The organism is Bradyrhizobium sp. USDA 3311 (genome assembly GCF_054062495.1).
Window position 1 is genome coordinate 6,672,526 of sequence record NZ_JBSSFI010000001.1, and the last position, 12,800, is coordinate 6,685,325.

The following is a 12,800-nucleotide window of genomic DNA, read 5'->3' on the forward strand; positions in this document are numbered from 1 at the left end:
ACGATGCAGTTCTTGTCCCGGTGGGATAGCCAACGCCTTTCGACGACTACCCGGGGCATTCCCCTGGTCGATGGCCTGGCCACTGAAGACATCGGCAACCAGCGCTGGTCACCTTCGCGCGGCGATCTTGCCCTGCCCGCCCTCACCCTTGATGAGGCCGCCTTCGCGGCCAACCGCGACCTCTTCCTGACATGGTGCGCCAGCGCCGGCGTCAGCGTCGCGCCCCACGCCAAGACCCCGATGTCGCCGGAGCTCGCCCGCTCGCTGCGCGCAGCCGGCGCCTGGGGTACGACGGTCGCCAACGTCCAGCAGGCCGCCGTGCTGCTCGCGAGCGGCGAGCGGCGCCTGCTGCTGGCCAACGAGATCGGCGGGCTGGCAGCCGGTCGGCGGCTCGGCGCGCTGCTCAGCGCCTATCCCGACGCCGAATTTCACGCCTTCGCGGATTCACCCGCCGCTGTCGCCGCGCTCGCCGAAGCGGCACGGATCGCGGAGCGCCGCGAATTGTCCGTGCTGGTCGAGCTCGGCGCAGGCCGCGCCGGCGCGCGCGATCGCGCCGCCATCGAGGCGACGATCGCATCCGTGCTCGCCGCCGACCGGCTCGTGCTCGGCGGCGTTGCGACCTATGAGGGCGCAGCCGCAACGCCCGATGCCGACGAGACGATGCGCGCGATCGCGGCACTGATGGAGCGCACCATCGAGACTTTTGCGCTGGTGCGCGCCGCCGCCCCGCAGCGGCCACTGATCATCAGTGCCGGCGGCTCGGCCTTTTTCGACATCGTCGCGCGCGCGCTCGCACCTGGCGCGCAGGCTGACGGCAACGCCAGCGTGATCCTGCGCTCCGGCGCGCTGTTCTTCGCCGATCACGGCATCTATGCCCGCGCCTTCGCGGAAGTAGACCGGCGCGGCGGTCTCCTCATCGACGGTCTGCACCACTCCGCCGTAGAAGGCTTTCGCCCTGCACTGACGCTCTGGGCCGAAGTCTTGTCGCGCCCCGAGACAGGCCTTGCGATTGCCGGCTTCGGCATGCGCGACGCCTCCTTCGATCAGGGACTGCCGGTCCCGTTGCGCGTATTCCGCGACGGCATCGAGCAGCAAGGGCTCGACGCTGCGCTGGCGGTCACGCGCCTCAACGACCAGCATGCGTTCCTGTCCGTTGCCCCCGAAGGCGCCCTTGCTGTCGGCGACATCATCGCCTTCGGCATCTCGCATCCCTGCACCTGCCTCGACCGCTGGCGGGTGATCCTCGGGCTCGACGCCGATGGTGTGGTCACGCGCGCCCTCCCCACCCAGTTCGGCTGAGAGCGCGCGCGATGAATTTCCTGCCGCTCTGGCGCTATCAGAACCAGCTCATCGACGGGGCCATCGTCACGCTCGAGCTGACGGTGATCGCGGCACTGGCCGGGCTCGTGATCGGCGTTGCCGGCGCGGTCGCGCTCAACGGCCGCATCACGCCGCTGCGCTGGCTGGTGCGCGGCTATATCGAGCTGTTCCGCAACACGCCGTCGCTGATCCAGATCTTCATCGTCTTCTTCGTGCTGCCGAACTTCGGCCTGAAGCTGCCGGCCTTCGAGGCGGCTGCCGTCGCGCTGTCGCTCTATTTCGGCGCCTATTCGGTCGAGATCATCCGCGCCGGCCTCGACTCCGTGCCGAAGAACCAGATCGAGGCCGGCCAGTGCCTCGGGCTGTCGGGCTGGCAGGTGTTCCGTCACATCCTGCTGCCGCCGGCACTGCGCAACGCCTATCCGGCCGTGACCAGCCAGTTCGTGCTGCTGCTGCTCGGCACCTCGCTCGCCTCGCAGGTCGCGGCCGACGAACTGTTTCATGTCGCCGGCTTCATCGAGAGCCGCACCTATCGCAGCTTCGAGGTCTATGCGGTGATCTGCGCGGTCTATTTCGCGATGGCGATGTCGTTCAAGGCGCTGTTCGCAATCATCGGTCTGGCGGCCTTCCGCTGGCCGCGGCGGCGCTGAGGGGACAGCGATGCGATCCTTCTCCCTCATCGATTTCGTCTCGCTGTTCGCGGCGCTGCGCTGGACCGTCGCGCTGGTCGTGCTCGCGCTCGCCTTCGGCGCGCCGCTGGCGCTCGGGCTCGCCATGGGCCGCATCAGCCGCTTCGCCGGGCTGCGGTGGACGATGGCGGCGTGCATCCAGGTGATCCAGAGCGTGCCGCTGCTCGGGCTGTTGTTCTTCTTCTATTTCGGCATGCCGGTGTTTTTGGGCATCCAGGTGCCGGCGCTCGTCGCCGTGACCGTCGCCTACACGCTCTACACCGCCGCCTTCCTCGGCGAGATCTGGCGCGGCGGGCTGGAGGCCGTGAAGCAGGCGCAATGGGAGGCCGGTGCCTGCCTCGGCCTCTCCGCCTGGCAGCAATTCCGCCACATCATCGCGCCGCAGGCGCTGCGGCTGTCGCTGCCGCCGACCGTCGGCTTCCTGGTGCAGCTCATCAAGGGCACCTCGCTCGCCTCGATCCTCGGCTTCGTCGAGCTTGCCCGCGCAGGCCAAGTGGTGAGCGCGGCGACGTTCCAGCCGCTGCTCACCTACGCGCTGGTCGCCGCGATCTATTTCGCGCTGTGCCTGCCGCTCACGCTTTGGTCCCGCTCCCTGGAGGCCCGCCTCGATGGCTCTCGTTGAAATCCGCGACGTGCACAAGACATTCGGCAAGGTCGAGGTGCTCAAGGGCGTCTCGCTCGACGTCGAGGAAGGCGAGATCGTCACGATCATCGGCCGCTCGGGCTCGGGCAAGTCGACGCTGCTCCGCTGCATCAATGCGCTGGAGAGCGTCGATTCCGGCGAGATCCGCGTCGAGGGCGAGCGGGTCCATACGAAGATGCCCGACCTCAAGAAATTCCGTCAGCGCGTCGGCATCGTGTTCCAGGCCTTCAACCTGTTTCCGCATCTGAAGGTCGAGCGCAACATCACGCTGGCTCCGCTGCTCACCGGCCGCATCGACAAGGCCCGCGCACGCACGCTGGCGGAGGATGTGCTCACCCGCGTCGGCCTTGCCGAGAAGATCGACGCCTGGCCCGAGCAGCTCTCCGGTGGCCAGCAGCAGCGCGTCGCGATCGCGCGCTGCCTCGCCATGGCGCCTCACCTCATGCTGTTCGACGAGGTGACGTCCGCACTCGACCCTGAACTCGTCGGCGAAGTGCTGAAGGTGATGGAGGCGATGGCGAAGCAAGGCATGACCATGATCCTAGTCACCCACGAGATGGGTTTTGCCCGCAACGTCGCCAACCGCATCGTCTTCATGCACCAGGGCCGCGTCTGGGAACAGGGGCCGCCGGCAAAGCTGTTCGCCAATCCTGAGACCCCCGAGCTCGCCAGCTTCATCGCCTCCGCAAAATGATCATCCAGCCATCCGCCACCAGGAGAGAGTCATGAGACAACTGAAATCCCTCTTTGCGATCGCAGCCGCGGCACTCGCAGTGCTCGCCGCGCCGAACCTTGCACACGCCGACAAGCTGCAGGACGTGCTCGGCTCCGGCAAGCTGCGCGTCGGCATCCTGACCGATGCCGCGCCCTGGGGCTTCAAGGACGACAAGGGCGAGATCGCAGGTCTTGACGCCGATCTCGCCCGGCTGATCGCCGCCGACATGGGCGTGAAGCTCGAGCTCGTGCCGGTGACGGGGGCAGCGCGCATCCCGAGCCTGCTCTCGGACAAGATCGACATGCTGATCGCGGGCCTTGGCGCCACGCCCGAGCGCGCCCAGCAGGTGATGTTCTCGCAGCCCTACGCCGTGGTGAATCTCGGCGTCTACGGCGCCAAGTCGCTTCCCGCCGCCACCGGCAAGAAGCCCGACAATCTCGACGGCCGCAGCGTCGCGGTAGCCAAGGGCTCGACGCTCGACGTCTGGCTCACCGACAACGCACCGAAGGTGAAGCTGGTGCGTTTCGAGGACACGCCGGCCGCGCTCGCCGCCTTCCTCGCCGGCCAGGCCGACACCTTCGCCGAGAACAGCGCCATCGCGCTGAAGGTGCAGGACCAGAACCCGACCAAGGAGGTCGAGCTGAAATTCCTGATCCGCCAGTCGCCGGCCCATGTCGGCGTGCGCCAGGGCGAGCAGAACCTGCTGAACTGGATCAACACCGATATCTTCTTCAACAAGCTCAACGGCAAGCTCGGCGCACTTCAGCTGAAATGGTTTAGGGAAGAGCAGTCGCTGCCGACGCTGTAAGTTCACAAGCGGCTCCCGCGCCCGCGCGGGAGCCGCTTTTCCCAAGGAGACTTCGAGATGATCAAACGTTACGTCGTCGGCTCGCGCATGAGCCAGGCCGTCGCCGCCGGCGGCATGGTGCATATCGCAGGTCAAGTTGCGGACGACCGCAAGGCCGGCATCGTGTCGCAGACCCAGCAGGTGCTCGCCAAGATCGACGCGCTGCTCATGGAAGCCGGCACCGACCGCTCCAAGCTGATCGCGGTCAACGTCTTCCTGCCGCATATCACCGACTTCGACACCATGAACTCGGTCTACGATTCCTGGATCGATCCGGCCAATCCGCCGGCACGCGCCTGCGTCGAAGCCCGTCTCGCCGATCCCGACCTGCGCGTCGAGATGACCGCGGTCGCCTTGCTGTAACGGCATCGTCCCTCTTTCAACCTTCGGCCGGCGTCGGCGACGACGCGGCCCCGAGGCAAGCCATGCATACCGGACTTTTCCACGAGATCGATTTCGAGAAGGACCAGAAATGGTCCGGCCATCTAGGCATTCCCTTCTCGATCGATCGATCGCCCTACTTCCAGCTCAAGATCCCGATCTTCCGGATCAAGAACGGCGCCGGCCCAAAACTTCTCCTGATGGCCGGCAATCACGGCGACGAATACGAGGGCGAGATCACGCTGACGCGGCTGTATCGCCGGCTCGATGCCAAGGCGGTCAAGGGCGAGATCACCATCCTGCCCTTCGCCAATCTTCCTGCCGTGATGGCGGCGCGACGGCGCTCGCCGCTCGACGAGGGCAATCTCAACCGCGCCTTCCCGGGCGATGCCGGGGGCACGCCGACGTTCCGCCTCGCGCACTTCCTCGAGCACGAGCTGTTTCCGCGCCATGACGTCGTCTTCGACATCCATTCCGGCGGCACGTCGATGGCGCACGTGCCCTGCGCCCTGATCGAGCGGCAGGGACCGCCCGAGATGTTCGGCCAGGCGCTGCGTCTGATGGAAGGATTAGGGATGCCCTTCGCCTTCGTCGCCGAGAACGGCGCCGCTGCGCCGACATCGATGGCGGCGGCCGCGCGCGCCGGCGCGATCGGACTGTCAGGCGAGTTCGGCGGCGGCGGCACCGTCACGCCGCAGACGATGGCGTTCACCGCGCGCGCCGTCGACCGGCTGCTGCTCGCGCTCGGCATCGTCCAGGCCCCGGTGCTGGGGCCGCACGCGCCGGTTGAGCGTGCCACCGAGTTGCTGGCGCTGCAAAGCCATGCGCAGGCGGTGTTCGCGACACGGCGCGGCTGGTTCGAGCCCGCCGTCATGGTCGGCGCGCGCGTTGCGGCCGGCGACGTCGCCGGCTGGTATCATGATTTCGAGCGGCCGGAGCTGCCGGAGGACGTGTTGCGCTTCCCGGCCGATGGCATCGTGATCTCGCAGCGCCTGCACACCGACAGCCAGAGCGGCGACTGCCTGGTCCAGGTCGGCCGCGCGCTGTCGCGCGACGAGCTGCCAGCGCGCTGAGCTTTGGAGACGATAGCGACTTCGACTACCCTCGGGATTCGATGACCGATCCGGCAAAGCCGAGCTATGACGACGTGGTGCGCATTCCGGCGCCGCCCGGCCGCGCCAGCGCGACCGGACGGCCGCCGCGCATCGCGGAGGTGGCGGAGCGCGCCGGGGTATCCCCGATCACGGTGTCGCGGGTGCTGCGCCACCCCCAGAAGGTCAATCGAAAGACCCGCGAGCGCATCCTCGAGGTGATCGAGGCAACCGGATACGCCTCCAACCCGCATGCGCGCGCGCTGCGTTCGGGCCGCTCGAACGTGGTCGTCGCCTTCGTCTCCAACATTCTCAGCCAGCAGTTCGGGCTGGCGGTGAGCAGCTTCGCGGCCACGCTCGAGCCGGAAGGATTCGAGGTGCTCGTCGGCCAGACCTCCTACTCCTATGTCAAGGAGGTCGCGATGATCCAGTCGCTGCGCGGCATCCGCCCCGCCGCGGTGATGTTCACCGGCGTGATCGAGCTCGAGGAAAATCGCGCCGCGCTTGCGGAGCTCGGCATTCCCGTGATCGAGACCTGGGCGTTTCCGCGCGACCCCATCGACATGCTGGTCGGCCTGCCCAATGCGGATGCCGGCGCGATGGCGGCGCGCAGGCTTGCCGAGGCCGGACATCGCCGCGTCGCGTTCATTGGCCGCAGCAGCGGCCGCGGCGCGCTGCGCCGCGACGGTTTTCGCGCGGCAGCGGCGCAGCTCGGCCTCGAGATCGTCCACGAGATCGGCGTTGGCGAGATCACAGGCCTCATAGACGGCCGCGCCGCCTTCACCGCCCTGCTCGATCGCGGCGACCGCGTCGATGCCGTGTTCTGCGCCAACGATCTGCTCGCGACCGGCGCGCTGATCGAGGCCCGCGCGCGCGGCCTGTCGGTGCCGCACGATCTCGCCGTGCTCGGCTTCGGCGACAACGACGTCGCCGATCAGATCACGCCCGGCCTCACCACCATCTCGTTCGATGCGGCGGCCGTGGGGCGCATCGCGGCCGAACTGCTGCTGGCGCGCCTGTCGGGCACGCAGCTTGCCGAACAGCGGCTCGCCGTCGACCTGTTCCTGGTCGAGCGCGGCAGCGTCTGAGGATTGCGGCTTACGCGACGCTCTTGAGGTCCTGCTGGATCGCAGCCAGCAAGGATTCCAGCGCTGCGCTGTTCACCGGCCTCGCCTCGGCCATCTCGGGCTGGACGTTGGCGGACTGGACGCCGGCGGGCTGCGCAGCTTTGAGCGGACGCTTCGGGAACGGCGGCGGTGTCGGCATCGCGGGCCGGGTCAAATCGCCCTCGTCCTCGGCATGAACGAACTTGCCATGGATGACGTCGTCGCGGCGGCCCATGACGAACATGGTCGTCCAATAGCCGGCGGCCAGGAGGATTACGCAGAAAACACTGATCTCTAACATCGCAACACCCAAAATATGCGCGATGATTCAATGCCTTCGCTCGCCGGTCAATGAACCGGCGGTCACACCTGCGGCTTTTGCGGGCCGGGTGTGACCTTTTGGTGACTCTTTCTTAACCATCCACCGCCCGGAGGGCGTCGGCGGCGCAACCAGGCCCTCGCCATCAGGCCTTATCTTGCCCGACCCGCACCAGCTGCTTGCCGAAATTGGCGCCCTTCAGAAGCCCCATGAAGGCGCCGGGGGCGCTCTCCAGGCCCTCGGTGACGAACTCCTTGTATTTCACCTTGCCATCGCGGACCCAGCCGGACATGTCGCGCAGGAAGTCGCCATGGCGCGCGGCGAAGTCGGAGACGATGAAGCCGCGGAAGGTCAGCCGCTTGGTCAGGGTCGCGCGCATCATGCTGGCGGCCCATTTCGGCGGCTTGGCCTCGGTGTCGTTGTAATGGGCGATCAGGCCGCAGACCGGCACGCGCGCGAACGGATTGAGCAGCGGGAACACCGCTTCGAACACGGCGCCGCCGACATTCTCGAAATAGACGTCGATCCCCTTCGGGCAGGCCTCCTTCAGCTTGGCCGCAAGATCGGGATCGCGGTGATCGATGCAGGCATCGAAGCCGAGCTCCTTCACCACGTAGTCGCATTTGTCCTTGCCGCCCGCAATTCCGACCGCGCGCGCGCCCTTGATCTTGGCGATCTGGCCGACGGCGGAGCCGACCGCGCCGGATGCGCCGGCGACGACGACGGTCTCGCCTTCCTGTGGCTTGCCGATGTCGAGCAGGCCGGTATAGGCGGTCATGCCGGGCATGCCGAGCACGCCGATCGAGGTCGAGATCGGACCGAGCTTGGGATCCACCTTGATCAGGCCCTTGCCGCTGGAGATCGCATGCGTCTGCCATCCGGTACGGGCTCGCACGATGTCGCCTGCCGCGAAATCAGGATTGTTCGACGCCGCGACCTCGCTAACCGCCTCGCCCTCCATCACGCCGTCGATCGGCACCGGCGCGGCATAGGACGGACCGTCACTCATGCGGCCGCGCATATAGGGATCGAGCGACAGCCAGATCGTGCGCAGCAGGACTTCGCCCTGCCCCGGTGTCGGGACAGCGAATTCCTCAATGCGGAAATCGGACGGCTTGGGTTCGCCGACGGGACGCGCGGCGAGAACGATGCGTTTTGCTTGGGACATGATGGCTTCCTCCTGAATGCTTGTTGCAGTCATTTAGGAGGTAGGTGGGAATGAAGCAAATCCCACACTCGCTGTCATCGCGAAAGCGGGCGATCCAGTAGTTCAGGGGCGGCTGTGATTGAACCGAGAAGCCGCGGCGTACTGGATTCCCCGCCTTCGCGGGGAATGACACCGTCGTTGAGGCGAGCGCGCAAACCACTCATTGTCATTCCGGGGCGATGCGAAGCATCGAACCCGGAATCTCGAGATTCCGGGTTGCGCTTCGCGCCCCCGAAATGACGGCAGAGGCGACTAACCCCCGCCCGGATAGTTCGGGCTCTCGCGGGTAATCGTGACGTCGTGGACGTGGCTTTCGCGCAGGCCTGCACCGGTGATGCGGACGAACTGCGCCTTGTCGTGCAGCTCCTTCATGTCCTTTGCGCCGACATAGCCCATCGCGGCGCGCAGGCCGCCGGCGAGCTGGTGCATGACGTGGCCGACCGCGCCCTTGTAGGGTACCTGGCCCTCGATGCCTTCAGGCACGAGCTTGAGCGTGTCCTTGATGTCCTGCTGGAAATATCGGTCCGCCGAGCCGCGCGCCATTGCGCCGACCGAGCCCATGCCACGATAGGCCTTGTAGGAACGGCCCTGCCACAGGAAGACTTCGCCGGGCGTCTCGTCGGTGCCGGCGAGCAGCGAGCCGACCATGGCGATGTCGGCACCGGCGGCGAGCGCCTTGGCGAGGTCGCCGGAGAACTTGATGCCGCCATCGGCGATGACGGGAATGTCGGCCTTCTTCGCAGCCTCGACCGCATCCATGATCGCGGTGAGCTGCGGCACGCCGACGCCGGCGACGATGCGGGTGGTGCAGATCGAGCCGGGGCCGATGCCGACCTTGATGCAGTCCGCGCCAGCATCGATCAGCGCCTGCGCGCCTTCGGAGGTCGCGACGTTGCCGGCGACGACCTGCACAGAGTTGGACAGGCGCTTGATCCGGTTCACCGCATGCAGCACGTGACGGGAATGGCCGTGCGCGGTGTCGACGACGACGAGGTCGACGCCGGCGTCGATCAGCCGCTCGGTGCGCTCGAAGCCGGTGTCGCCGACGGTGGTGGCGGCGGCGACGCGCAGGCGGCCCTGCGCGTCCTTGCAGGCGAGCGGATGGGCCACCGCCTTTTCCATGTCCTTCACGGTGACGAGGCCGACGCAGCGATATTGCTCGTCGACCACGAGCAATTTCTCGATGCGATGCTGGTGCAGCATCCGCCGCGCCTCGTCCTGGCTGACATTCTCGCGCACCGTGACGAGGCCTTCATGCGTCATCAGCTCGGAGACTTTTTGCCGGCGGTCGGTGGCGAACCGCACGTCGCGGTTGGTGAGGATGCCGACCAGCTTGCCCGGCGTGGACTTGCCCGCGCCAGTGACGACGGGAATGCCGGAGATGCCGTGATCGCTCATCAGCTTGAGCGCATCGTCGAGCGTCGCCTCGGGGCTGATGGTGAGCGGGTTCACCACCATGCCCGACTCGTAGCGCTTGACCTGGCGCACCTGGGCGGCCTGCCCTTCGGGATCGAAATTGCGGTGGATGACGCCGAGGCCGCCGGCCTGCGCCATGGCAATCGCCATGCGGGCCTCGGTGACGGTGTCCATGGCGGAGGCCATGATCGGGATGTTGAGCGGAATGGCGCGGGTGACGCGGGAGCGGATGTCGACCTCGCCCGGCATGACGTCCGAGAGGCCTGGCTTCAACAGCACGTCGTCGAACGTAAGGGCTTCGCGGATGCCTTGAACTTGCACCGTGGCCATCTGCCAACTCCTTCCTGCGGCCCTGCCGCAAATAGCTATGGATGAGCGCCGCCCTCGGCGTACCTTGCGGCATCGCCGGAGAATCGGAGCCCATCGGTGGGGTTGACGCGGGTCGATAGCACGGCCGCGTGACGAATCAAAGCAAATCGAGCCGCTGGCCAGCCATGCACAGGCTTTTTACCTAAATTCAGCGTGGATAGCCGGGCGACGGCCACCCCTCGTCATCCCCGGGGCGCGACCAACGCGCACCGGAATGACGAGGGAGCGAGTGCAACCGCCGTCGAGGGTCACATGGTTATTACCCAGGATTTAGGTGCCATGCGTTGATCCGCAATGGTCGCCGCCGGGCGGCGGTGTTAAGCCGCAAGCCTCGCCCTTCCTTCCGATTTTCGTTACCAATCCGTCATGGTCGACAAGCAACGCGTCATTCCGCTGATCGTGGCCACTGCTCTCTTCATGGAGAACATGGACTCGACGGTGATCGCCACCTCGCTGCCGGCGATCGCGGCCGACATCGGCACCAGCCCGCTGACGCTGAAGCTCGCGATCACCTCCTATCTGCTGTCGCTCGCGGTGTTCATCCCGGCGAGCGGCTGGACCGCGGACCGGTTCGGCGCGCGGATGGTGTTCGCGATCGCGGTCGGCGTCTTCATGGTCGGCTCGGTCGGCTGCGCGCTCTCGACCTCGGTCACCGATTTCGTGTTCGCGCGCATCCTCCAGGGCATGGGCGGAGCGATGATGACGCCGGTCGGGCGCCTCGTGCTGCTGCGCTCGGTGGACAAGAGCGCGCTGGTCAATGCGATGGCCTGGGTGACGGTCCCTGCCCTTATAGGCCCTGTGATCGGCCCGCCGCTCGGCGGTTTCATCACGACCTACGCGTCCTGGCACTGGATCTTCCTGATCAACATCCCGATAGGGCTGCTCGGCATCTTCATGGCCCTGCGCTTCATCGATCCCATCAAGAGCGAGGAACGCGAGCCGTTCGACCTCTACGGCATGGTGCTCGCGGGGATCGGGCTCGCCGGCATCGCCTTCGGCCTGTCGGTGGCCGGCCTCAACCTGCTGCCCTGGAGCACGGTCGCCGCGCTGATCGCCGGCGGCGCGATCTCGATGACGCTTTATGTCATTCACGCCCGGCGCACGGGATCGCCGGTGCTGGACTTTTCGCTGCTGAACCTGCCGACGCTGCGCGCGGCCGTGCTCGGCGGCTTCCTGTTCCGGCTCGGCATCGGGGCGCTACCGTTCCTGCTGCCGCTCCTGATGCAGATCGGCTTCGGGCTGTCGCCGTTCCACTCCGGCCTCGTCACCTTTGCCTCCTCGCTCGGCGCCATGGGCATGAAGACGCTGGCGGCGCGGATCATCCGCACCTTCGGCTTCCGCAATCTGATGACGGTGAACGCGATCGTCAGCGCGTTCTTTCTCGGCGTCTGCGCGCTGTTCACGGTGACGACGCCGCTGCTGATCATCATGGTGATCCTGGTGGTCGGCGGCTTCTTCCGCTCGCTCGAGTTCACCGCGATCAACACGGTGGCCTATGCCGAGGTCGAGACTGGGCAGATGAGCCGCGCCACCACGCTCGTCAGCGTCAACCAGCAGCTTGCGGTCTCCGCCGGCGTCGCCGTCGGCGCAGCGTCCGTCGAGACGACGATGTGGCTCAGCCATGTCAGCGAGCTCAACGCCACCGTGTTCGCGCCGGCCTTCGTCGTGGTCGCGCTGACCTCGGCGGCGTCGAGCTGGTTCTTCTGGCAGATGCCCGCTGATGCCGGCCACGAGATCTCCGGCCGCAAGGCGACCGAAATCGCGAGCCGCAAGGGCGCCGGCAAGGGCGCGGCCAAGGCCGCCGTGAAGGCAGCGACGGAGGATACGCAGGACGTGCGCGACCAGCGGCTGGGATAAAAAACGCGCTCCGTCATTCCGGGGTGATGCCACGGGACCGCGCAAGCGCGGCCCGGAGCATCGAGCCCGGAATCCATTGTGCCGCAAGAGTCCTGGGAGAAATGGATTCCGGGCTCGCCTCTTCGAGGCGCCCCGGAATGACGGAGTTCGTTGCTACGCCTTCGCCCCGCCGCGAAACCCGGTCGCCAGCACGTAACGTTCCGACGAATCCTGCCGGCTCGCCGCCGGCTTCACATGGCGCACTGTGGCGAAGTCGCGCTTGAGTTGGGCGAGCAGATCGGCATCGGCGCCGCTCTGGAACGTCTTGGCGAGGAAGGTGCCACCGGGCTTGAGCACGTCGCACGCAAACGCCGCCGCGGTCTCGATCAGGCCGACGATGCGGAGCTGGTCGGTCTTGCGGTGACCGGTGGTGTTGGCGGCCATGTCGGACATCACGACATCGGCGCCGCCCCCCAGCATCGCGGTGAGCTTGCTAGGGGCGTCGTTGTCCATGAAGTCGAGCTGCGCGAACTCGACGCCGGCAATCTCGGGCATCTCCAAAAGGTCGATCGCAACGACCTTGCCCTTGCCGTCCACCGAGCCGACGCGCTTGGCGGCGATCTGACTCCAGCCGCCCGGCGCGGCACCAAGATCGACCACGGCCATGCCGTGCTTCAGCAGCCGAAACTTGTCGTCGATCTCGAGCAGCTTGAATGCCGCGCGCGAGCGATAACCCGCCGCCTTGGCCTTCGCCACATAGGGATCGTTGAGCTGCCGTTCCAGCCACAGCTTCGATGACAATTTACGCTTGCCGCCGGTCTTGACCTGGACGTGCAAGCGGCCGGTGGTGTCCTTGGCCAT

Annotated in this window: 13 protein-coding genes; 9 read left to right on the forward strand and 4 right to left on the reverse strand. The window is 66.9% G+C overall.

Features of this window, described 5'->3' with window-relative positions; all coding sequences use genetic code 11:
• The first annotated feature begins 3 nt into the window (after window positions 1-3).
• The 8 genes from ACVWW6_RS32270 to ACVWW6_RS32305 all read left to right on the forward strand — a co-directional run bounded on the left by ACVWW6_RS32270 (window position 4) and on the right by ACVWW6_RS32305 (window position 6,774).
• On the forward strand, window positions 4-1,299 hold the full coding sequence (locus tag ACVWW6_RS32270) for an amino acid deaminase (RefSeq protein ID WP_456682061.1): 1,296 nt from the start codon (window positions 4-6) through the stop codon (window positions 1,297-1,299).
• A gap of 11 nt (window positions 1,300-1,310) precedes the next feature.
• On the forward strand, window positions 1,311-1,970 hold the full coding sequence (locus tag ACVWW6_RS32275) for an amino acid ABC transporter permease (protein ID WP_011086757.1): 660 nt from the start codon (window positions 1,311-1,313) through the stop codon (window positions 1,968-1,970).
• A 10-nt stretch (window positions 1,971-1,980) separates the two neighbouring features.
• A complete protein-coding gene (locus tag ACVWW6_RS32280) occupies window positions 1,981-2,631 on the forward strand; it encodes an amino acid ABC transporter permease (protein ID WP_092182998.1) in 651 nt (216 codons plus the stop codon).
• Window positions 2,618-3,346, forward strand: coding sequence for an amino acid ABC transporter ATP-binding protein (locus ACVWW6_RS32285; protein ID WP_404522576.1), 729 nt, complete (start codon window positions 2,618-2,620; stop codon window positions 3,344-3,346). Before ACVWW6_RS32280 ends, ACVWW6_RS32285 begins: the two co-directional genes overlap by 14 nt.
• Before the next feature lie 31 nt (window positions 3,347-3,377).
• A complete protein-coding gene (locus tag ACVWW6_RS32290) occupies window positions 3,378-4,175 on the forward strand; it encodes a transporter substrate-binding domain-containing protein (RefSeq protein WP_456682062.1) in 798 nt (265 codons plus the stop codon).
• Window positions 4,176-4,232: 57 nt separating this feature from the next.
• Complete coding sequence (locus tag ACVWW6_RS32295; protein ID WP_456682063.1) at window positions 4,233-4,577, forward strand: RidA family protein; 345 nt, start codon at window positions 4,233-4,235, stop codon at window positions 4,575-4,577.
• 62 nt (window positions 4,578-4,639) lie between these two features.
• Window positions 4,640-5,668: a succinylglutamate desuccinylase/aspartoacylase family protein gene (locus tag ACVWW6_RS32300; protein ID WP_456682064.1), complete on the forward strand. Its 1,029-nt coding sequence runs from the start codon at window positions 4,640-4,642 to the stop codon at window positions 5,666-5,668.
• A 41-nt stretch (window positions 5,669-5,709) separates the two neighbouring features.
• Window positions 5,710-6,774: a LacI family DNA-binding transcriptional regulator gene (locus ACVWW6_RS32305; protein ID WP_456682065.1), complete on the forward strand. Its 1,065-nt coding sequence runs from the start codon at window positions 5,710-5,712 to the stop codon at window positions 6,772-6,774.
• Window positions 6,775-6,784: 10 nt separating this feature from the next.
• Here ACVWW6_RS32305 and ACVWW6_RS32310 read toward each other — a convergent pair whose 3' ends face one another.
• The 3 genes from ACVWW6_RS32310 to guaB form a co-directional block, all read right to left on the reverse strand.
• A complete protein-coding gene (locus ACVWW6_RS32310) occupies window positions 6,785-7,093 on the reverse strand; it encodes a hypothetical protein (RefSeq protein ID WP_028170998.1) in 309 nt (102 codons plus the stop codon).
• 163 nt (window positions 7,094-7,256) lie between these two features.
• A complete protein-coding gene (locus ACVWW6_RS32315; protein WP_456682066.1) occupies window positions 7,257-8,279 on the reverse strand; it encodes an NADP-dependent oxidoreductase in 1,023 nt (340 codons plus the stop codon).
• Between the two features lie 291 nt (window positions 8,280-8,570).
• Window positions 8,571-10,064, reverse strand: a complete 1,494-nt coding sequence (gene guaB, locus ACVWW6_RS32320; RefSeq protein ID WP_011086749.1) for an IMP dehydrogenase — start codon at window positions 10,062-10,064, stop codon at window positions 8,571-8,573.
• Between the two features lie 405 nt (window positions 10,065-10,469).
• On the opposite strand from guaB, the gene ACVWW6_RS32325 reads away from it, so the two are divergent.
• On the forward strand, window positions 10,470-11,960 hold the full coding sequence (locus ACVWW6_RS32325; protein WP_304552836.1) for an MFS transporter: 1,491 nt from the start codon (window positions 10,470-10,472) through the stop codon (window positions 11,958-11,960).
• A 153-nt stretch (window positions 11,961-12,113) separates the two neighbouring features.
• On the opposite strand, the gene ACVWW6_RS32330 is transcribed toward ACVWW6_RS32325, so the two are convergent.
• A complete protein-coding gene (locus tag ACVWW6_RS32330) occupies window positions 12,114-12,800 on the reverse strand; it encodes an RlmE family RNA methyltransferase (protein WP_404522579.1) in 687 nt (228 codons plus the stop codon).